Raw genomic sequence first — 20,060 nt, 5'->3', positions numbered from 1 at the left:
GAAGTTCTAGCAGGTGTCGCGGCCGTTTTAGGGCTGCTACTAGCGACTCAATGGGTGCATATGCTTTTCGGCCGACCCAACCTCATGCTTGGGTTTCTGAAGATAGGGGCTGTCAGCTTGTTGGCCATAATGAGCCTGAGTTGGCTTGTGGCGCTTTTTTTTAATGTTACTGCGTTAGGGAAAAGCGTGTCCGATGCTTTGGCGGGAGACATTGGCACCACCCTCTCTGCTTATGCCTGCGCGGTAGCCTATACACTCGTTTTTGCGGCCGTGCTAGGGAAGCTGGGGGATCTAGCGCTCATCCGCAAGTTGGAAGCAACCGCGCTTGCGCGGCTGCTGTCTGCTCGAGACACGCCTCCTCGCAAGTTGCTTATATTGATAGCCCTAATCTGCACTACGGAATCTTGGCTACTTCTGAAAGGAGTGATCAGTTACCGTACCTTCGCCATCGCTGGGTTTGATGAAGGTCACATTCCCTGGTTTCTACCGATGCTCGAAGTTATGTTTGCGGCGCAAGTTGGGCTCAACGCGCTCGCGCTCAGCCAGCTTGCCAAGGCCAGACGTCGCGCCGCCGCGCCCATCTTTGTGGTAGTAGCATCTGTTTTTCTCATACTATTTATCAATTTCACGCAGGGAAGGTCCGGATTTGTATTCTGTGCGGTGCTACACCTCTATTGGTACGTTCTCTTTTTTGGCCGCGCACCGAAATTTCGTAAGCTTATTGTGGCGGGGGCCCTTGTACTACCGCTGCTGTACACCGGTACTCTGCTAAACAACTTCATGCGCAGCGGGAACGCTGGTGGCCTAGATCTCAAAACGGTTGGATTCGTCAGATTCCTTGGACAAGCCTTAGAAACTTGGCAATCGGACCAGTCACTACAGCAGCTTGAAAAGCTCAGGTCTGCGACTAACCTTGCCAGCAGACCCCTGGTTGCGAATCCGCTGGCGAAAAGTCTGGCCCTACCTATGGAGCAGAAGAGTTTTCTGCTGGGGGAGAACTTAATCAACAGCGCGATCTGGGCTATACCGAGCGCCCTCATCTCCGACAAGGCGAGCTACCCCGTCCAAGAAGATCTTCTATATGCGCACTTTCCGATAGGTACGGGAGACACGGCGGATTCTCCCTATTTGTATGCCTACGTCGATTTTGCGTATGCGGGTGTCCTATTTTACCCGGTGCTCCTTGCTGGTTTCTGGATCATGGCACTGCTGTTAACTAATCTTCCGTTCATTTCTTCTTTAGGCATCATCGTTGTGGCGTGCTCTTGGATTCCGCTATTCACACTCTCTTTGGGCGAAATGGCCATGACAGGCTGGTTCACAATGCTGAGGAATACTGTGCTCGCCATTCCCTTTCTAATTGTTCTGGCCAAGGTTTTTAGATTTCCAAGCCAGCGATTTACAGCACTTACATAAGCCGTGCGCGTCTTCTATATCGGCCACACTTCTCCAGAGTCCACCAGTCGCCACCGCGCCGGCGCCCTGACGCGGCTCGGCCATGATGTGATTTTGGCTGATCCGTACGCTGCCCTCTACACGCATTTACAGGGCCGTATTCGCGGCGCGATGCATTACCGCACCGGCTATCGCCTGTTGCAGACCGCCGTATGTGCATGGATCGACGAACTTCTACTTCAGTATGCGTCCTGGCCGGAGGTCGTCTGGGTTAACGGCGGGGAACTTATCGGCGCTAGGGCGGCAAAAAAGCTTAAGCAGTTTGGCGTCCCGATCGTCATCTATAACAACGACGATCCCACTGGCGGTCGCGACGGCCATCGTTTTGACTCCATGCTCGCGGCATTGCCAGCTTATGACCTTTGTGTGGTTGTTCGTGAGCCAAACGTTCGAGAGTTTCAAGCAATGGGCGCCCGTGCTGTACATAAGGTATGGATGAGCTACGATGAAGTACAGCATCGCCCCTTCGAGAACGCTTACAAAATTCCTAGCCGGTTTAGATCAGATATCGCATTTGTCGGCACGTGGATTCGCGGAGAGGAAAGAGATCACTTTCTTATGTCTCTCATACAGCGCGGGCTCAACATCGCAATCTGGGGAGATCGTTGGCAGAAAGCTCCGAGTTGGAAGCGATTGAAACCTTATTGGCGAGGACACGCGCTAACTGGGCGCGACTACGTAGCGGCTATCCAGGGGGCGAAGTTAAACCTTGGACTGCTATCAAAGGGGAACCGAGATCTCCACACCACGCGATCAGTTGAGATTCCTTACGCGGGCGGGCTTCTTTGCGCTGAGCACACAGCGGAACATTGCCAACTCTATTGTGATGGAACGGAAGCCGTTTTCTGGAGGGACGCTAAGGAGTGCACTGAGATCTGCAAAGAGTTGCTTCAGGACGAGCCGAGAAGAGAAGGTATCCGCATCCAAGGGGCCCGTCGGCTGGTCTCAAATCAACTTGGCAATGAAGATATATGTCGCAGTGTTATCGACCGATTAATTTCTTAAGTAGGCCAACTTGAAAGTATTACTCGTTGGCAACTATCCGCCGGACGATCAGGAGAGCATGTCTCGCTATGCGAGTTGGCTGTCTTCAGCGCTGATTGCGGCTGGCGTAGACGTTAAAATTTTAAAACCCGCACCATGTTTTGGCCATAATAAATTTCGCGCATGGCCTTTGGGAAAATGGCTGGCCTACATTGATAAATTTGTGCTTTTTCCTTGGAAACTCATAAGGCGCGCGCAATGGGCGGACGTGGTGCATATTCTCGACCACGGTAATTCTATGTATGTTTTCTATCTCGCGCGCACACCCAATATTGTCACTTGTCATGACTTACTGGCTGTCAGAGGTGCATTGGGCATGATAGATGGCCTCAAAGTTGGAAAGACTGGCCGTCTATTCCAGTTTCTTATACGTCAAGGGCTTGTGCACGCTGCTCACGTTATTTGCGTTTCCCAGGCCACCTTAAGCGACTTGCGTTCGGTGAGCCCTCGCTTACGCTCTACACCTGAAATAATAGAGAACCCCCTAAATTGGCCCTACATTCCAATGAGTCCCGCATTAGCGTGGGCCCGCATTAGGCGTGATGTACCGGGATTGAGCACAAAGTTTTTCCTCCATGTCGGCGGAAACCAATGGTACAAAAACCGGATTGGAGTAATACGAATCTTTGATTCATTGCGCAGACTAAGCCCAGAATTCGAAGATTATCAATTGATTATGGCTGGCAAGCCGTTCGATTCGCTCATAGAGCAGGCATTAAATGCCGAAAATGAAGGCCATATAGTTTCTCTAGAAAAGCCGCCCAACGATCTTTTGCAGGCTTTGTATTCCGTCACTGAAGGATTTCTATTCCCGTCGCTTGCCGAGGGCTTTGGATGGCCAATTATTGAGGCTCAAGCTTGCGGTGCACTTGTAATAACGTCAAATCGCCCTCCAATGGATCAAATCGCTGGCGATGGAGCGATTCTAATATCTCCTGACCGCCCCGAGGAAGCAGCTCAGTCCATTGCGCAAGCTTGGGAGAAACGTGAAGAACTGCGGTCCCGTAGTGTTGTCAACGCCGGGCGTTTTTCTGAAAAAAAAGCTATTAAGCGATATATTGAAAGTTATAAAAACGCGATCGCGGTCGGCTCGCATGAGCGGTGAAGTCACTTTGGCTTAGCGTCTTGTTTTATCGGGCCGCGCTGCCAGGGCATGCGCATCTTTAGTAACAGCAAGGCGTGTCGACAACATTCGTCCAACGTCGATCATCGGCCGCTCGACTAGACGATAAAGGACATAAGCTATGAAAGTAGCCAGTACATATGCTAATAAACCAACGACTAATCTATTGGACACAAAGACCAGATGAAGCCGAGCTAAAACGATTTCTACCGCATTTATAGCGAGGACGTGGAATAGATACACTCCATATGTGAGCTTGCCTAAGGATGCTGGTATTCGTGCACCAAAGACTTTCGCGGTCCGGCTATCTGAATTCTTATAAAGAGCTGCCACAAATAGAGCGCCAGTCAACGAAATTAATAAATTCTCATATGGAGATTCCACAAAAAAAAGAGACGCATATACTGCCGTCATAGCAATCAGCCACAGCGCAGGCGCCCCAATAATTGAATGAAACGAAAAATTCAAATACGCCACGACGCACCCAAATAGAATTCCACAGTATCCTCGCGCCTGAAACGGCTCGAGGAAAATTACAGCACCGATCGCCGCCGTTATCGTCGCCGTCAAAAGAACCGCAATATATCTTCTGTAAGTCATTGCAAATAACAAAGGCCAGAGAATATAAAATTTTTCTTCGATACCGATGCTCCAAGAATGACCGAAGAATGAAGAGCACTCCTTTGGGCAGAGCTCTCTGTTGAACGTTGTAATCCACAGCCAGCTCACATGCATCTGCTCCAGTTTCTCTGGTTGGCCGATTTGCGATAGAACAATAGCGGCGATACAGGAAAGGGCAAAGGCTATAAAGTAAAGTGGCGCGATCCGAAAAAGCCTGCGAATATAAAATGATCTAATGGATATCTGCGGCTTGTTAGTGGCTTCATTAATCAATAGTGTGGTTATGAGAAATCCACTTAGCGCAAAAAATATGTCAACCCCTACGGTGCCGTTTATCCATACGAAGCCCGCGCCTCCGCCAGGTACATGGTTGAATATGGTTATAAATACGCAAAGCAACCGCAATCCATCTAATTGAGGCCGATATTCAGAGGATTTTTTGGAGCCAGTCACGTAACCTCAGCATTTTTCAGTTTCATTTGTAAGCTTTCAATAAATGAACGAACCGAGTTATCTGGTAGGCAGTCATTCTCGAAACGATCAAATATTTTCGCTTCTAAATCATAATACCAGGTGTGAGCTCGAGCTGACTTAAGCTAGCCAACCAACCGATATAATGAGCCAATTTCTATCTGGTACATTTAGAGAGGGCTAGGCCAGCTTAGCGCGAAGAGTCAATGATGAAGTCTTATTGCTCAGGGGCAGATTGCCAAAATTCCGTAGCAGTCGGGTCGGCCGATAAATATCAATAGCTTTAGAAACCAGAATAGAGACCCTTTTTATCTATGAACGGAGTCGCCTATGGTTAGGCAAGGTATCGATCCTTATCGGCAGGCTAGCTTTGGCTTGAGCAATCGCTTAAGACGCCTATTGTGGAATATTGTTTACGTTTCTTTATTTAGGCTAACCCCACGACCATTCCATCGTACAAGGGCATTCATCCTACGGATATTCGGTGCGAAGCTTGGGCGAAACTGTCACATATATCCCCGAGCTCGGATTTGGGCTCCTTGGAATCTGGAAATGCACGACGACGCTGGCTTAGCGGACGACGTAATTTGTTATTCAATGGCCAAGATAACAATAGGAGCCCGGGCTGTGATCTCGCAAGGGGCACATCTTTGTGCAGGGACACACGACTACGAAGACCCCAATTTTCAACTCTTCGCACTGCCCATAAAGATCGGCGCGCGAGCTTGGATTTGTACGGAGGCGTTTGTAGGCCCTGGCGTAGAGATCGGTGAGGGGGCAGTGGTCGGCGCTCGCTCAGTCGCTATGAAGAACATGCCGGAATGGACTGTCTGCGCCGGCAACCCTTGCAGACCATTGAAACCCCGGAATGTGAGGCCCGCTTGATGTCAGTTTCGATACTGGTGCTTACAAAAAACGAACAGAAGGATTTACCCGGTTGCCTGGCGAGCGTCGCATGGAGCGACGACATCCACGTTTACGACTCCATGAGCAATGATGCGACGATCGACATTGCCAAGACTTACGGCGCCAAGATTACGCAGCGCCCGTTCGACAACTGGGCCTCTCACCAAAACTGGGGACTGCAGAACATTAAGTTCAAACATCCCTGGGTTTTTTACATCGACGCCGACGAGCGCATGACGCCGGAGTTGGCCACGGAGGTACGCGCTCTGTCGGCAGCCCCCGGCAATCCCGTTGCATTCCGCGTGCAGCGGCGTGATTTCTTTATGGGGCGCTGGCTGAAGCACGTGCAGACCTCGCCGTTCTACATGCGTTTGTTTCGCCCGGAACACTTGCGCTACGAGCGACTGGTCAACCCGATTTCGATCGCGTCAGGCCCGGTCGGCCAAGCTACCGCTTATTTGGACCATTACCCTTTCAGCAAGGGTATCGAACACTGGCTGGCAAGGCATAACTCGTACAGCACGCTCGAAGCCCAGCAGATCGCGGAAAACCGCCGCGCTGGCGGCGACTTCAGCATTCGCAAAGCTTTCTTCGCGAAAGACTTTCACGAAAAACGCTATCACCAGAAAGAGCTTTTCTACCGTGCGCCTCTGCGACCACTGATCAAGTTCTGCATTCTGTATTTCGCCAAGCGTGGATTTCTTGATGGGCGAGCCGGGCTTACCTACGCCTGCCTGCAGACCATTTACGAGTATTTCATCGTGCTCAAGACCAGAGAATTGGCGCAGCAGCAGAGGTATTAGAAGGCAACAGACAGCACAAACGGTACGCAGCTCACACTCGGCGTCAATCTCGTGACGGATTTCTCCGCAGCTATTCATCTCTTGGCAAAGGATGATCACGCACCGGCATTGCCGCTGCTCCCTGCCAATCACTACGAGGATGCTGCCATGTCAAACGACAATCGCGTTTCCGCCGTGCTCACCGCCCAGGATGTCACCGACATTCTCGGCTCCGTCGCCGCCATCGGCGCCAAGCTGCCGTTCCTGATCAACCTGTCGCCGCAGGAGCGGCGCGAGCTGCCCAAGATGGGCGACAAGTCGATCGGTTTTGACGACAAGTGCCGCGCATATATGGGCAGCCACCCGGAGTTCATTCCGGGTTTCGTCGATGTTGCCGAGGTGAACAAGGACCGTGAGCTGCGGCTGCAGATGATGCGCTTCTACGCCGCGCTGATCGCGCTCACCGATAAGGTGGACGACACGCTGCAGGTGGTGTCCAGCGAAGCCTGGATGGCGGACCTGGCTTACTACCAATCGGTGCGCGAAGCCGCCAAGCGCGGGCGCGCCGGTGCGCAGAGCATTTATGAGGATCTGCAGCAGCGCTTTCCGGGTGCACCGACGGCCGCACAGAGAGCCGCGGCCGTGGCGGCGCAATCGGCAAGCGCCTGAAAGGGCTCGGCGAGGACTGCCCGGCGGTCGGCGTGGCTTGCCGCGGATACGGCGCCGATTGCAGCCAGCCCCCGGCGATTGCCGGGCAATCGGCGCCGATGTGCGGGGATACGGCAGCGCTCCAAAAAGATCCGGCACCGACAGGCGCGCAGTCGGTGCCGGATCTTTTTGGTTCGGCGGCGAATGAATTTGAGGCGGAGTCGGGAGGGCGATGGACGTCGTCATCGATCCCCGCAGCCAGACGATGAAGATCAACCCCGAGCACCCGAACTTCGGGGTCGCTCACGTCAAATAGAACCCTTGAGGGCGGCGCTTCCCTCGCCCTCTCCCGGCCCTTCGGGCCACTCTCTCCCACACTTGGGAGAGGGGTGGGCTCATGGCTTGTTCAAACTGTCCAGTCTTCCAAACGAAGGCCGGCAACGCGCTGCAACTCCCTGGTGTTGTTGGTCACCACCACCAGCCCGCGCGAACGGGCGTGGCCGGCGATCATCTGGTCGTACGGGCCTATCTGCGCGCCGGTCTTTTTCAGTTCTGCCCGAATTTGCGCCGTGTGCGCCGCCGCCGTCGCGTCGTAATCAAGCACGTCAAGCCGAGCGATAAAACCTTCCACGTCCACGAGGTTTCGCTGAGATTGGGCAGACAATTCAACGCCGTACATCAGCTCCATCACGGTGACGGCGCTGATGCACATCTGCGAGTGATGCAGATTGAAGGCGACGCGGACCAATTCCGGTTTGTGTCGGATGGTGGCGATACAGAGGTTGGTATCGAGCATGTAACGCAACATCAGAAGGACTCACGCTCCTGTTCGGCGGGTTGATCACGCTCGGCCATGAAATCGGCGCTGACGCCGGCGCCATCGAACCAGCTGTCCCATGCCTCACCGGCAGGCGTGATGATGCGGGCGCGGCCAACCGAGATCACATCCACGCGCTTCACGTCATCCGGCAATGCTGCCGCCTTGGGCAGCCGAATCGCCTGACTCCGATTGCTCTTGAAAATCGCGCCCTTTTCCATCTGCCATGTCCGTTGGGATATAGGCATTGATGATAGGCAGGCGTTTGGATATGTCAATGGGATATGCCAAAATGGCACGGTCCAACGGCGACGCCGGCATCGTGCCTATCCTGCACGAGCGCATGCGCCAGATCGAGACGCTACGGTATGACTTCTTCGCGGAACAGCCACCGAGCACGGGTTCGGCCGATTCGTAGCGTTTCGAACCGGCTCGGAGCGTTTGCGCGGGCTGATCCGGCTGATGCAGTCGCCCGCCCTTCACCGCAGCGGGGACGACATTTTCTTCGACGCTATGGGAGTTTCGCCGCCAAGCCCGTCGCCTGAATCAGCTTGATCGCCTGCTTGTCGAAAGAGATGAAGGCCTCTCCACCAAGGCGGCCTCCATCGTGTGCGATAACGCCGTCGGCAAAGTCGCCCCCCGCTTCCAGGACAGCGAGACCGGCTTCGGCGGCAGCTCTGTCGGCCGCCACATTCGCCACCGAAAGCAGCGTGCGAATTGCTTGCGCTATGTCGGCCTGCGAAATGCCATAGACCTTTCTCAGCACCCAGACAAACTCACAAAGGCAGGGAAGCGTCACCGCAATCACTTCGGCCGACTGCAGCGCCTTGTCAGCGGCGGCGGCCTGCTTTTTGTCATCGCGGACTACCGCTCGGATAAGGACGTTGGTATCGACCGTGATTCTCACGGTCTTTTCCCAGCCCAAGCTTCCGCAGCAGCTGAACCGATCTCTTCTATGCTGGCCGTCTTTCCGGTCTTGCGTTCCAGTACGCCGAAAAAGCTCTCTATCTTCCCCGAAGGCGCGGCCTTCACTTCGATCCGTCCACCCGGCAACAAGGTCACGTCGAGCTGATCGCCTGGCTTTGAATCCAGGTGATTGAGCAACTCTTTCCTGAAAGTGACCTGTCCCTTGCTAGTGATGGTGAGTGTCGTCATGGCAGCGGCGCGGGTTTTCGGTAAGGCAGTTTTACCTTACCCCATTAGTCGGTCAAGCCCCCTGGCTAGAGAGGGCTGAGACCGAGCCGCGCCCTCTCCCGGCGCTGAGCGCCACCCTCTCCCAGAAGAGGGGAAAAGACACGCACTACTGTCCCGTGAAGTAAGCCTTGGTGTTGTCGTGCACGGCGGCATCGGCGAGCAGTTGCGTCGGCGTGAACAGCCGTAGTTCGCGGTGCTGGTCCAGCGGGCCGTGTTCGTCCAGATCCGGCACCGTGATCTCATGGGCCAGCACCACGTAGTGCGTCGCGGTGTCCGGCTCGCCGGCAAAATTGTCTTGGTAAAAATGCTCGTAGACGCCTTTGAAGCTCGCATGGGAGCGCTGTAACGGCCGCCCCAGCTCAACCGTGGCGATGCGTGAGAAGGCTTGGTCAATGCTCTCGCCTTTGCGGATCACGCCGCCGGGCACGAACCAGGTGTCGCGCGCCGGGCGGTTGTTGCGCAGGCCGAGCAGCACGCGGCCTTGCGAGTCGCGCACGATCAGGTCGATGGAGACCAGCGGCGCGCGTTGTACGACTTCAAGCCAATGCTGGTTGGTATGCATGGTGGTCGCGTTTCAGCGCAGTTTACTTCGGCGTACTACAGAGCCAGGCCGGCGCTACGGAAGCGCCGGCCCCGCGCCCGGCGGCTGCTCCCCGAAAAAGTCATACCGCAGCTTGTCGATCTGGTGCATGCGCTCATGCAGGATCGTCACGATGCCGATGTCACCGTTAGATAGCCGCCGCCAGTAGACGAAGTGACGCTCGTACCGAAAGAAAAACCCTTGCACACCGAACTCGGCCGGGACCGGTCGGGACGCGACGCCATGCGCATCGATCCGGTCGAACGCATCGAACAAGCCCGAGATGTACCGCTGTGCCTGCGGCTCCCCCCAACGCTGCCGGGTATAGCGGTAGATTTCATCCAGCCGCCACGACGCGGCTTCCTGGATACGAACCTGAGCCCCGGACACAAGTGCCTTGGTCAGGACCGATTGCGAGCGATTACCTCAGCTGCCGTCAGGGACCGGTAGGCGGACTCCGGCGCCGCATAGGCCTGCGCCAGTTCGGCCTTGAGCCGATCGAAAGCCTCCCGCTCCACCCGCTCCTTGTCGCGGCGGATCAGGTCGCGCATGTACTCGCTGACGTTCTCATACGCGCCGCCATCGCCCACGTTGGCTGCCACGAAGTCGCTAAGCGTCTCGTTGAGGCGTACCGTCATCGTGGTGGGGGGCATTGGTCGATCTTTGAACGTTATGTATTCAATATACTTAAAATAAAATACACGCTCAATGACTTGGATCGGACGTTAGCAGGGGCAGGCGGACTCGCAGGTGCCTGCAGCCGATGGCTTGCCCCGGATAGCTCAGGAGAATAATCTTACTTAAGACTCATCGATCGCCTCAGGGTACGAACATGCCGGCTACTGCCACGCTCTCCAGCAAGTTCCAGATCTCCATTCCCAAGGCGGTACGCGAAAAGCAGCGCTGGGAAGCGGGGCAGGAATTCGTGTTTATCCCCAAGGGCAAGGGCGTGCTGGTAATGCCCGTGCCCGCGCTTGACCAGCTCGCCGGCCTTGCCGAGGGCGCCCGCGCGGGCGGTTATCGTGACCGTGAGGACCGCTTTTAATGGCAGCGGGTTTACGGGTGGTGGATACCTCGGCCTGGGTCGAATGGCTGATCGGCAGCCAGCTCGGCAAGCGCCTGCGCACGGAGTTCCCGACCCCATCCCATTGCATCGTGCCGACTATCGTGCAACTCGAGCTTTCGAAATGGCTGATGCGTGAACGGGGCGAGGAGCAGGCCGATATCATGATCGCCTACACACAGAAGTGCGTGATCGTGCCGCTGGACACCGGTATTGCACTGCTTGCCTCCGAAATGCACCGTGAGTACAAGCTGGCGACGGCGGATGCCATCGTCTACGCCACGGCCCGGCATCAAGGCGCCGAGTTGCTGACCTGCGATGCCCACTTCGAGCAGCTCCCCAACGTGGTTTACTTCAACAAAGAGTGAGCCCGCTTTAGTCGTCTGATCTCTCGATCGCGACGCTGGCACGCAACATCTACAAATAGAGGCTTTTGGATGGATTTCGCGGCAAAAATTTATGTGGCAGGGCATCGCGGCCTGGCCGGTGGCGCCATCGTGCGTGCTCTGCGGGCCCAGGGGTACAACAATCTGCTGCTGAAGACGCACGCCGAGGTCGAGCTGACCAGCCAGGCGGCTGTCGACTCCTTTTTTGCGGCCGAGAAGCCGGACTACGTGTTCCTGGCCGCGGCCAGGGTCGGCGGCATCCAGGCCAACAACGTCTACCCGGCCGAATTCATCCGCGACAACCTGGCGATCCAGACCAACGTCATCCATAGCGCGTGGCAGCACGGCGTCAAGAAGCTCGCGTTTCTGGGCAGCTCCTGCATCTACCCCAAGCTGGCGCCGCAGCCGATGCCGGAGGCGAGTCTGCTGACCGGGCCGCTGGAATCCACCAACGAGTGGTACGCCGTCGCCAAGATCGCCGGCATCAAGATGTGCCAGGCGTATCGCCGGCAATACGGCTTCGACGCGATCTCGCTGATGCCGACCAACCTGTACGGCCCGGGCGACAATTTTCATCTGGAAAATTCGCACGTGATGCCGGCGCTGATCCGCAAGTTTCACGAGGCCAGGCAGCGCGGCGACGCCGAAGTGGTGATGTGGGGCACCGGTACGCCGCGCCGCGAGTTCCTGCACGTGGACGATCTGGGCGCGGCCTGCGTCTACCTGATGCAGAACTACTCGGGCGAGGACTTCGTCAACGTCGGCATCGGCGAGGACGTCACGATCCGCGAGCTGGCGGAGCTGGTGAAGAAAGTCGTCGGCTTCGAGGGCCGGATCGTGCAGGACCTGAGCAAGCCCGACGGCACGCCGCGCAAGCTGATGGACGTGACGCGGCTCAGCGCGTTGGGCTGGCAGGCGAAGATCGCGCTGGAGGAAGGCGTTGCGGAGACTTATCGGTGGTTCGTGGAGCAGCAGGGTGCGGCAAGGCTTTGAGCTGCTCCCCTCTCCCGGCGCTGCGCGCCACCCTCTCCCGCGCGCGGGAGAGGGGACAAAGCTCGAAGCGTCGCGCCCAGGCTTGCTTCCTCTCTCCCGCGTGCGGGAGAGAGTGCCCCCGACGGGGGCGAGAGAGGGCTGGCACCCCGCCGCCGCGACGTCGCCCTCTCCCGGCGCTGCGCGCCACCCTCTCCCGCACGCGGGAGAGGGGACAAAGCTCGAAGCGTCGCGCCCAGGCTTGCTTCCTCTCTCCCGCGTGCGGGAGAGAGTGCCCCCGACGGGGGCGAGAGAGGGCTGGCACCGCGCCGCCGCGACGTCGCCCTCTCCCGGCGCTGCGCGCCACCCTCTCCCGCGCGCGGGAGAGGGGACAAAGCTCGAAGCGTCGCGCCCAGGCTTGCTTCCTCTCTCCCGCGTGCGGGAGAGAGTGCCCCCCGACAGGGGGCGAGAGAGGGCTGGCACCGCGCCGCCGCGACGTCGCCCTCTCCCGGCGCTGCGCGCCACCCTCTCCCGCGCGCGGGAGAGGGGACAAAGCTCGAAGCGCCGCGCCCAGGCTTGCTTCCTCTCTCCCGCGTGCGGGAGAGAGGCAAGGGATTTTGGTCCTGTATGGCGGATGATCTCTTGAACACCGCGGTCCGCGAATGAAGATTCTCCAGGTGATTGGCTCGCTGGGCGCCACCTCCGGCGGGCCGGTCGAAGGCCTGATCCAGCAGGGTGTGCAAATGGCCTTGCGCGGTCATGAAGTGCATACCGTCTCGCTCGACTGCCCTGGTCAGGTCGTGGACGAGCGCATGGCCTCGCAGGGCATCTACTTCCTGGGGCCGCGTCTGCTCGGTTATGGCTTCGCGTTCCGGCTGGAGCCATGGCTGCGAGTCCATGCGCCGTACTTCGACGTGATCATCGTGCATGGCATGTGGCAGTACCACGGCTACTGCGTCAGCAAGGTCTGCCGATCCATGGGCCTCAAGTACGTGGTATTCCTGCACGGCATGCTCGACCCCTGGTTTGCCCGGCAATACCCGCTCAAACATCTGAAGAAGTGGCTGTACTGGCCCTGGGCCGAGTACCGCGTGCTGCGCGGCGCAGCGGCGGTGCTGTTCACCACGGCCGAAGAACTACAGCTGGCGCGCGAATCGTTCTGGCTCTACAAGGTGCGCGAAAAGCTGGTCGGCTACGGCATCAGCGCGCGCCCGATACCAGCTCCGGCCGCGGCCGAGGTGTTCTTCGGCCAATTCCCGGCGCTGCGCGGCAAGCGCAACCTGCTGTACCTGTCGCGCATCCATCCAAAGAAAGGCTGCGATCTGCTGATCAATGCCTTTGCGCAAGTGGCCGGCGCTGACCCAAGCCTGCATCTGATCATGGCGGGTCCGGATCAGATCGGCTGGCAGCAGCAGCTGATGCAGATGGCGCAGGATCTCGGCGTGGCCGAGCGCATCACCTTTACCGGCATGCTCACCGGCGAGATGAAATGGGGCGCCTACGACGCCAGCGAGGTCTTCGTGCTGCCGTCGCACCAGGAGAACTTCGGCATCGTGGTGGCGGAGGCGCTGGCCTCGTCTGTCCCCGTGCTGACGACCTATCAAGTTAATATCTGGCGTGAAATCCGCGATGTGGACGCCGGTTTCATCGAGGATGATACGCAGCAAGGCACCGAGAAACTGCTGCAGCAATGGCTGGCACTGAGCGAGGCGCAAAGAGCCGGCAAACGCAAGCAGGCAATCGAGTGCTTCGACCGCCATTTCGAGATCAGCACCGTGACGGATAATTTGATCGCCGCCTTGCAGTCGGTCTGCGACGGCACCGCAGGTGGCTATACGTTCAGGGGCAAGCCCCTGAAGCAACTGTTCTAGCTGGAGAGAGAATGTGATCAGAAGCTTTCGTTCGGGGTTCGGCTACCTGGCGTTGCTGCTGGCCGTGTTGAGTTTGAACTTCATATCGAGCACCGGCCTCAACTTCTGGGTGCTGTGCTTCGTCCCCATCGGGCTGGCGACTTGGAACCTGGGCGGCAAGGTCGGCCGCGCTGGTAGCGCTCGCGGCGCTCGTGCTGGGCGTGCTGGCTTTCGACAGCCCGCGGTATCCCACGGTCGCCCATATGCTGGTATCGGTCAGCTCCAAGACCCTGGCCTTTGCGCTGGTGGTGCGGCTGATCGTGCTGTTGCGGGCACAGGAAATCGGCCGGCTGTTCGTACCGTCGTCCCGGACCTCGGACAAAAAACAGAACCTCGTGCGTTAACATTCCCGCGCGTTCGCGCCCGGCCGCCGCCGCGCCGACCATCCATTTCGTTACGGAGTTTTTGAGTGAAGCGAGCTTTGATTACCGGCATTACGGGCCAGGACGGCGCCTATCTGGCCGAGTTGCTGCTGAAGAAGGGCTATGAGGTCCACGGCATCAAGCGCCGCTCCTCGCTGTTCAATACCGACCGCATCGACCACCTGTATCAGGACCCGCACGTCGACGGCCGCAAGTTCGTGCTGCACTACGGCGATCTGACCGACTCCACCAACATCATCCGCATCGTCCAGCAGGTACAGCCGGACGAAATCTACAACCTCGGGGCGATGTCGCATGTCGCCGTGTCCTTCGACAGCCCGGAGTACACCGCCAACGCCGACGGCATCGGCACGCTGCGCCTGCTGGAAGCGATCCGCATCCTCGGGCTGGAGAAGAAGACCAAGTTCTACCAGGCCTCCACCTCGGAGCTGTACGGCCTGGTGCAGGAGATCCCGCAGAAGGAGACCACGCCGTTCTACCCGCGCTCGCCGTATGCGGTGGCCAAGCTCTACGGCTACTGGATCACCGTGAATTACCGCGAGAGCTACGGGATGTATGCCTGCAATGGCATCCTGTTCAACCACGAATCACCGCTGCGCGGCGAAACCTTCGTCACCCGCAAGATCACGCGCGCCATCGCGCGCATCGCCCTGGGCCTGCAGGACTGCCTGTACCTGGGCAACCTCGACTCGCTGCGCGACTGGGGCCACGCCAAGGATTACGTCGAGATGCAGTGGATGATGCTGCAGCAGGAGGTGGCGGAAGACTTCGTGATCGCCACCGGCGTGCAGTATTCGGTGCGCCAGTTCGTCGACCGCGCGGCGGCGGAGCTGGGCATCACGATCGAATGGAAAGGCAGCGGCGTGGACGAGGTCGGCTATGTCGCTTCGGTCAGCAACCCCGAGTTCAAGCTGCAGCCGGGGGCGAGGATCGTCGCCGTCGATCCGCGCTATTTCCGCCCGGCCGAGGTGGAAACCCTGCTCGGCGATCCGACCAAGGCCAAGGAGAAGCTCGGCTGGGTGCCGAAGATCAGCTTCGCCGAACTGGTCAGCGAAATGGTCCGCGAGGACCTCAAGAGCGCCAAGCGCGACAGCATGGTCAAACTCGCCGGTTTCCAGGCTTACGATTACAACGAATAAGTCGGGCGGATTATTGCCGCGCTTATCCTGATTAAATAAACTGGATTATCTGGAATATTGAAGTCCGATTACGCTATTATCTCCGCCGGCTCCGATATTTTTCGGCGCCGGACATAAGGGTTCGAATGTATCCCAAATACCACGGAAGAGATAATGACCACGTATAACGACCTGCTCAAGCAGATTGAGTCACTGACCAAGCAAGCCGAAGAAATCCGTAAATCGGAAATCAACGGGGTCATTGCCGATATCAAAGAGAAAATGCAGAAACACGGCATTACCGTCGCCGATCTGCGCGGCGACAAGAGTGCCAGCCCGCGCACCGCCAAGAAGAGCAGCAGCGGCAGCAAGGTCGCCGCCAAGTTCCGCAGCCCGGCCGGCGAAACCTGGTCCGGCCGTGGCCGTACGCCCAAGTGGCTGGCCGAGGCCGAAGCCGCCGGCGCCAAGCGCGAAGCTTTCGCGGTCTAAACGCCACCTGGCAACCATGTGCGGTCGGGCTCGAAGGTCGGCCAGGGGCGGCCGACCGGCGGCTCGTTTTGAATCCCCCGATCCGCCCCTGATTCAATTCAGCTGCGGCAAAAAATCCGCTAAACAGGCAAGCTCGCAGCATGGGGGAAGCAGCCGCGTTTTCAGACCGTACCGCACGGGCGACCGAGTTGCGGGTGACGGTGGTCATCGTCAACTACAACTCGGGCGGCTGGCTGGGGCGCACGCTCAAGCGCCTGGCGCTGCAGAGCTTTCGCAATTTCGAGATCCTGGTGGTCGACAACGGCTCGGAGGACGAGTCGGAGGCGGTCTGTGCGCGCTATCACCGCGTGCGGTTGCTGCGCGCCGGCCGCAACCTCGGTTTTGCGGCGGCCAACAACCTGGCGGTGGCCGAGGCTCGCAGCGAGTGGGTGGCGCTGCTCAACCCGGACGCGCCGCCGCACCGCCGCTGGCTGGAATACCTGCTGCGTGAAACGCGGCAGCGGCCGGACTTCCGCATCTTCGGCAGCCGCCAGGTCAATGCGGCCAATCCGCGCCTGCTCGACGGCAACGGCGACGACCTGTCCGCCTACGGCGTCGCCTGGCGGCGCGGCTATCTGCGGCGGCGCACGCCGGAGCTGGTGGCCCCGCGCTCGCCTTTCGGTGTCTGCGGCGCGGCACTGATGGTGCGCAAGGCGGACTACCAGGCGCTGGGCGGCTTCGACGAGCGGTTTTTCTGCTACGTCGAGGACATGGACTTTTGTTATCGCGCCAGCCTGCGCGGCTGGATGAGCTGGCAGGCGAGCAAGGCGATCGTCTACCACGCCTCCGGCGCCTGCAGCCGCAGCAAGCACAACGAGTTTGCGATCTACCACGGCTATCGCAACCTGGTCTGGATGAGCATCAAGAGCGCACCGGCCTGGGTGCTGCCGGTGGCGCTGTTCGGCCACGTAGTGCTGACGCTGATCAAGAGCATCGCCACCAAAAGCCGCGACGCGCGCGGCGCTTATCTGCGCGGGCTGCGCGACGGCTGGCTGCAATCGGCGCCGTTCTGGCGCGAACGTCGCATCCTGCAGCGCAGCCGCGCGGTATCCGGCCTGCACGTCGCGCGGCGCCTGACCTGGAACCCGCTGGCGATCCCGACGCGCTGGATCCTGAAGGACGGCCCGCCGCGTTTCCGCAAGCAGAAGCGCGAGGCCAAACGTCAGGCGAAACGCAACGGACGCGAGCCGGAATAACATTCCCCTCTCCCTCCGGGAGAGGGGCCAGGGGTGAGGGCCTTGCAGAGATTCAGCTGGCCCCGTGCCGGGGCTCCCTCACCCGGCGCTGCGCGCCACCCTCTCCCGGTGGGAGAGGGCTGGAGTTGCTTCAATTTTTGTCCCAGGAATCCGCGATGCGTCTCTTCTCACCTGCCGCCCTGCTCGCCTCGATCTGCCTGAGCGCCTGCGGCGGTGGCAGCTCCGGCAGCCCCGATGCGCCGCGGCCGCCGAGCTTCGTGGTGTTCTATTCCGACGACCACGGCTTTGCCGACCTTGGTATCCAGGGTGTGCGCGACGACGTGCGCACGCCGCACATCGACCAGCTCGCGCTCGACGGCGTGCTCGCGACGCGGGCCTATGTCACCGCGCCGCAGTGCGCGCCGTCGCGTGCCGGCCTGATGACCGGCATCCACCAGAACCGCTTCGGCCTCGACGACAATGCCGCCGGCCCGATGCAGCCTGAGCAGGTGACGATCGCCGAGCGTCTCAAGGCTGCCGGCTACATCACCGCGATGGTCGGCAAATGGAATCTGGGCGTGGACCAGAACAATCAGCAGAACGTGCCGGCCGGCACCGACCCGGCGATTTTCTACGCGGCGAACCAGGGCTTCGACGAGTACTTCGAAGGCTATCTCAACGACTTCATCGCCTCGCACGACGCCTCGGGCAAAGCCCTCAGCCACGCGCCGGCCGGCGTGCACGACGAGCGCTATCGCATCGACCTGGTGACGCAGTGGGCGCTGTCCTTCATCCGCCGCCATCACGACAAGCCGTTCTTCCTGTACGTGCCGTATTACGCGCCGCATGTGCCGCTGGAGGCGCCGGATGCCTATCAGCAACGCTTCGGCGACGTCGGCGATCCGACTCGCAAGACCGGCCTGGCGATGATCGCGGCGATCGACGACGGCGTCGGCAAGATTCGCGCGGAACTGGCCAAGGACAAGCTCACCGACAAGACCCTGGTGCTGTTCATCGGCGACAACGGCGCGCCGCTGGGCGCCAACTGGGACGGCTCCCTGAACGACCCGCTGGTCGGCGAAAAAGGCATGCTCACCGACGGCGGCACACGCGTGCCGTTCGTGGCAGCCTGGCCGGGAAAAATTCCCGCCAACCAGGTGTTCGACTCGGCGATCAGTACGCTGGACGTCGCCACCACGCTGCTCGCCGCGGCCGGTGTCGCCAAGGCGCCGGAGCTGGAAGGGGTCGACCTGCTGCCCTACTTCAACGGCGGGCTCGCCACGCCGCCGCATGCACGGCTGTTCTGGCGCTGGGGCTCACAGGCGGCGGTACTGTCCGAACAATGGAAGCTGATCCTGCTCGGCAGCCAGCAATCGCTGCTCTACGACGCCAGCCATGGCGCGCCGGAGACCGCGGACCTCAGCGCGGACCACGCCGACGCGGTGCAGGCGCTGCAGTCGGAGCTGTCGGGCTGGGCGGCGGGCCTGAAGAAACCCGGGCTGCCGCAGGGTCCGCTGAACGCACACGACAAGGCGCTGTATCAGGCGCATGGGATCGTGCCGCCGTAGTCTGCACGCGGGATTGAAGAGCCCCGCCGACCTGTGCTTCCCCTCTCCCGCGCGCGGGAGAGAGTGCCCCCGACAGGGGGCGAGAGAGGGCTGGGAAACGCGGTGCCGCGACATCGCCCTCTCCCGGCGCTGCGCGCCACCCTCTCCCGCACGCGGGAGAGGGGACAAAGCTCGAAGAGTCGCGCCCAGGTTTGCTTCCTCTCTCCCGCACGCGCGAGAGAGGGCTTCGGTGCCGGCGCCGCTACGCTCTAGGCTTTGCCTAACCCCAACCGCTCGCCCGAATAGCGCTTGCGCTGAATCTCGCGGCACCATTCCAGGTTCTGCAGATACCAGACGACGGTCTTGCGGATGCCGGTCTCGAAAGTCTCGCGCGGCGTCCAGCCGAGCTCGCGCTGGATCTTGCCGGCGTCGATCGCGTAGCGCTGGTCGTGGCCGCGGCGGTCCTGCACGAAACGCATCAGCTGGCGATGCGGCCTGTGCGGTGAATCCGGCAGCAGTTCGTCGAGCAGGTCGCAGAGGTAGTGCACCAGGTCGAGATTGCGCTTCTCGTTGTGGCCGCCGATGTTGTATTGCTCTCCGGGTACACCGTCGGTGTAGACCTTGATCAGCGCCTGGGCGTGGTCGGTGACATAGAGCCAGTCGCGGATGTTGCTGCCGTCGCCGTAGACCGGCAGCGGCTTGCCGTCGATCGCGTTGACGATCATCAGCGGGATGAGCTTTTCGAGGAACTGGTACGGGCCGTAGTTGTTCGAGCAGTTGGTGATCAGCACCGGCAGGCCGTAGGTGTGATGCCAGGCGCGCGCCAGGTGATCCGAGCCGGCCTTGCTCGCCGAATACGGCGAATTCGGCGCATACGGCGTGGTTTCGGTGAAGTAGCCTTCTGCGCCGAGTGTGCCGTAGACCTCGTCGGTGGAGACGTGATGAAAGCGGAAGGCTTTCTTCGCTTCGGGCTCCAGCGTTTCCCAATAAGCGAGCGTCGCCTGCAGCAATTTGAAAGTGCCGACGACGTTGGTGTCGACGAATTCGCCCGGGCCGTCGATCGAACGATCGACGTGAGACTCGGCGGCCAGATGGATCACGCCGGTGGGCCGGTGCTCGGCGAACACGCGCTTGAGTTCGGCGCCGTCGCAGATGTCGACCTGTTCGAAGCGATAGCGCGGATCCTGCGGCGCGGCTTCCAGCGCCTCGATGCTGGCGGCATAGGTGAGCTTGTCGACGTTGACGATGTGATGCGCCGTGGTCGCCATCAGCTCGCGGATCAGCGCGGAGCCGATGAAGCCGGCGCCGCCGGTGATGAGCAGGGTCTGTTTCATGTTGTC

Annotated in this window: 25 protein-coding genes; 16 read left to right on the top strand and 9 right to left on the bottom strand. The window is 59.6% G+C overall.

The features are described from left to right. Positions 1 to 84: 84 nt before the first annotated feature. The 3 genes from ACQZF9_RS01925 to ACQZF9_RS01915 are packed head-to-tail and all read left to right on the top strand — an operon-like array spanning position 85 to position 3,604. Positions 85 to 1,416, top strand: coding sequence for a hypothetical protein (locus ACQZF9_RS01925; protein WP_428311594.1), 1,332 nt, complete (start codon positions 85 to 87; stop codon positions 1,414 to 1,416). 3 nt (positions 1,417 to 1,419) lie between these two features. Further along, a complete protein-coding gene (locus tag ACQZF9_RS01920) occupies positions 1,420 to 2,460 on the top strand; it encodes a CgeB family protein (RefSeq protein ID WP_428311593.1) in 1,041 nt (346 codons plus the stop codon). 10 nt (positions 2,461 to 2,470) lie between these two features. Then, on the top strand, positions 2,471 to 3,604 hold the full coding sequence (locus ACQZF9_RS01915; RefSeq protein ID WP_428311592.1) for a glycosyltransferase family 4 protein: 1,134 nt from the start codon (positions 2,471 to 2,473) through the stop codon (positions 3,602 to 3,604). 12 nt (positions 3,605 to 3,616) lie between these two features. Here the strand turns inward: ACQZF9_RS01915 and ACQZF9_RS01910 are convergent, their stop codons facing one another. After that, positions 3,617 to 4,696 carry an acyltransferase family protein gene (locus ACQZF9_RS01910; protein WP_428311591.1) on the bottom strand — a complete coding sequence of 360 codons (1,080 nt, stop codon included), beginning with the start codon at positions 4,694 to 4,696 and terminating at the stop codon, positions 3,617 to 3,619. Between the two features lie 348 nt (positions 4,697 to 5,044). Between ACQZF9_RS01910 and ACQZF9_RS01905 the strand changes: the two genes are divergently transcribed. From ACQZF9_RS01905 to ACQZF9_RS01895, 3 genes are read left to right on the top strand one after another with little or no spacing between them, the layout of a single operon-like run. Further along, positions 5,045 to 5,599: a WcaF family extracellular polysaccharide biosynthesis acetyltransferase gene (locus ACQZF9_RS01905; protein WP_428311590.1), complete on the top strand. Its 555-nt coding sequence runs from the start codon at positions 5,045 to 5,047 to the stop codon at positions 5,597 to 5,599. Next, on the top strand, positions 5,536 to 6,423 hold the full coding sequence (locus ACQZF9_RS01900; protein WP_428311589.1) for a glycosyltransferase family 2 protein: 888 nt from the start codon (positions 5,536 to 5,538) through the stop codon (positions 6,421 to 6,423). The genes ACQZF9_RS01905 and ACQZF9_RS01900 overlap by 64 nt, the downstream gene beginning before the upstream one ends. Before the next feature lie 51 nt (positions 6,424 to 6,474). Further along, complete coding sequence (locus ACQZF9_RS01895; RefSeq protein ID WP_428311588.1) at positions 6,475 to 7,071, top strand: hypothetical protein; 597 nt, start codon at positions 6,475 to 6,477, stop codon at positions 7,069 to 7,071. Positions 7,072 to 7,456: 385 nt separating this feature from the next. Here the strand turns inward: ACQZF9_RS01895 and vapC are convergent, their stop codons facing one another. After that, positions 7,457 to 7,858 carry a type II toxin-antitoxin system tRNA(fMet)-specific endonuclease VapC gene (gene vapC / locus ACQZF9_RS01890; protein ID WP_428311587.1) on the bottom strand — a complete coding sequence of 134 codons (402 nt, stop codon included), beginning with the start codon at positions 7,856 to 7,858 and terminating at the stop codon, positions 7,457 to 7,459. Next, complete coding sequence (gene vapB, locus ACQZF9_RS01885) at positions 7,858 to 8,088, bottom strand: type II toxin-antitoxin system VapB family antitoxin (RefSeq protein WP_428311586.1); 231 nt, start codon at positions 8,086 to 8,088, stop codon at positions 7,858 to 7,860. Before vapB ends, vapC begins: the two co-directional genes overlap by 1 nt. Before the next feature lie 71 nt (positions 8,089 to 8,159). On the opposite strand from vapB, the gene ACQZF9_RS01880 reads away from it, so the two are divergent. Continuing rightward, a complete protein-coding gene (locus tag ACQZF9_RS01880) occupies positions 8,160 to 8,285 on the top strand; it encodes a hypothetical protein (RefSeq protein WP_428311585.1) in 126 nt (41 codons plus the stop codon). A 93-nt stretch (positions 8,286 to 8,378) separates the two neighbouring features. Here the strand turns inward: ACQZF9_RS01880 and ACQZF9_RS01875 are convergent, their stop codons facing one another. The 5 genes from ACQZF9_RS01875 to ACQZF9_RS01855 form a co-directional block, all read right to left on the bottom strand. Next, positions 8,379 to 8,774 carry a type II toxin-antitoxin system VapC family toxin gene (locus tag ACQZF9_RS01875; RefSeq protein WP_428311584.1) on the bottom strand — a complete coding sequence of 132 codons (396 nt, stop codon included), beginning with the start codon at positions 8,772 to 8,774 and terminating at the stop codon, positions 8,379 to 8,381. Beyond that, positions 8,771 to 9,022: an AbrB/MazE/SpoVT family DNA-binding domain-containing protein gene (locus ACQZF9_RS01870; RefSeq protein ID WP_428311583.1), complete on the bottom strand. Its 252-nt coding sequence runs from the start codon at positions 9,020 to 9,022 to the stop codon at positions 8,771 to 8,773. The genes ACQZF9_RS01875 and ACQZF9_RS01870 overlap by 4 nt, the downstream gene beginning before the upstream one ends. A gap of 145 nt (positions 9,023 to 9,167) precedes the next feature. Beyond that, positions 9,168 to 9,623, bottom strand: coding sequence for a GDP-mannose mannosyl hydrolase (locus ACQZF9_RS01865; RefSeq protein ID WP_428311582.1), 456 nt, complete (start codon positions 9,621 to 9,623; stop codon positions 9,168 to 9,170). A gap of 54 nt (positions 9,624 to 9,677) precedes the next feature. Beyond that, positions 9,678 to 10,031 (bottom strand): type II toxin-antitoxin system RelE/ParE family toxin, encoded by a 354-nt coding sequence (locus ACQZF9_RS01860; RefSeq protein ID WP_428311581.1) that lies wholly within the window; start codon positions 10,029 to 10,031, stop codon positions 9,678 to 9,680. Positions 10,032 to 10,042: 11 nt separating this feature from the next. Further along, the gene (locus ACQZF9_RS01855) at positions 10,043 to 10,294 is read right to left on the bottom strand and encodes a ribbon-helix-helix domain-containing protein (RefSeq protein WP_428311580.1); all 252 of its coding nucleotides are present in this window, start codon (positions 10,292 to 10,294) and stop codon (positions 10,043 to 10,045) included. Between the two features lie 179 nt (positions 10,295 to 10,473). Here ACQZF9_RS01855 and ACQZF9_RS01850 point away from each other — a divergent pair, with 179 nt between their 5' ends. From ACQZF9_RS01850 to ACQZF9_RS01810, 9 genes are all read left to right on the top strand, one after another. Continuing rightward, positions 10,474 to 10,686 carry an AbrB/MazE/SpoVT family DNA-binding domain-containing protein gene (locus ACQZF9_RS01850; protein WP_428311579.1) on the top strand — a complete coding sequence of 71 codons (213 nt, stop codon included), beginning with the start codon at positions 10,474 to 10,476 and terminating at the stop codon, positions 10,684 to 10,686. After that, positions 10,686 to 11,072, top strand: a complete 387-nt coding sequence (locus tag ACQZF9_RS01845; protein ID WP_428311578.1) for a type II toxin-antitoxin system VapC family toxin — start codon at positions 10,686 to 10,688, stop codon at positions 11,070 to 11,072. The genes ACQZF9_RS01850 and ACQZF9_RS01845 overlap by 1 nt, the downstream gene beginning before the upstream one ends. A 69-nt stretch (positions 11,073 to 11,141) precedes the next feature. Further along, positions 11,142 to 12,083 carry a GDP-L-fucose synthase gene (gene fcl, locus ACQZF9_RS01840; RefSeq protein WP_428311577.1) on the top strand — a complete coding sequence of 314 codons (942 nt, stop codon included), beginning with the start codon at positions 11,142 to 11,144 and terminating at the stop codon, positions 12,081 to 12,083. Between the two features lie 638 nt (positions 12,084 to 12,721). Beyond that, a complete protein-coding gene (locus tag ACQZF9_RS01835; RefSeq protein ID WP_428311576.1) occupies positions 12,722 to 13,930 on the top strand; it encodes a glycosyltransferase in 1,209 nt (402 codons plus the stop codon). Positions 13,931 to 14,121: 191 nt separating this feature from the next. Next, the gene (locus tag ACQZF9_RS01830) at positions 14,122 to 14,313 is read left to right on the top strand and encodes a hypothetical protein (protein ID WP_428311575.1); all 192 of its coding nucleotides are present in this window, start codon (positions 14,122 to 14,124) and stop codon (positions 14,311 to 14,313) included. Positions 14,314 to 14,378: 65 nt separating this feature from the next. Further along, entirely contained in the window at positions 14,379 to 15,491 is a 1,113-nt protein-coding gene (gene gmd / locus ACQZF9_RS01825) for a GDP-mannose 4,6-dehydratase (RefSeq protein WP_428311574.1), read from the top strand. A 153-nt stretch (positions 15,492 to 15,644) separates the two neighbouring features. Continuing rightward, positions 15,645 to 15,959, top strand: coding sequence for an H-NS family nucleoid-associated regulatory protein (locus tag ACQZF9_RS01820; protein ID WP_428311573.1), 315 nt, complete (start codon positions 15,645 to 15,647; stop codon positions 15,957 to 15,959). A gap of 140 nt (positions 15,960 to 16,099) precedes the next feature. Beyond that, positions 16,100 to 17,194 carry a glycosyltransferase family 2 protein gene (locus tag ACQZF9_RS01815; RefSeq protein ID WP_428311572.1) on the top strand — a complete coding sequence of 365 codons (1,095 nt, stop codon included), beginning with the start codon at positions 16,100 to 16,102 and terminating at the stop codon, positions 17,192 to 17,194. Between the two features lie 155 nt (positions 17,195 to 17,349). Next, a complete protein-coding gene (locus ACQZF9_RS01810; protein WP_428311571.1) occupies positions 17,350 to 18,741 on the top strand; it encodes a sulfatase-like hydrolase/transferase in 1,392 nt (463 codons plus the stop codon). Between the two features lie 248 nt (positions 18,742 to 18,989). Here ACQZF9_RS01810 and rfbB read toward each other — a convergent pair whose 3' ends face one another. Then, positions 18,990 to 20,054, bottom strand: coding sequence for a dTDP-glucose 4,6-dehydratase (gene rfbB / locus ACQZF9_RS01805; RefSeq protein ID WP_428311570.1), 1,065 nt, complete (start codon positions 20,052 to 20,054; stop codon positions 18,990 to 18,992). Positions 20,055 to 20,060: the final 6 nt, after the last annotated feature.

Source organism: Hydrocarboniphaga sp., from assembly GCF_965279055.1.
GTDB lineage: Bacteria > Pseudomonadota > Gammaproteobacteria > Nevskiales > Nevskiaceae > Hydrocarboniphaga.
This window is presented reverse-complemented; position numbering and strand designations above follow the sequence as displayed.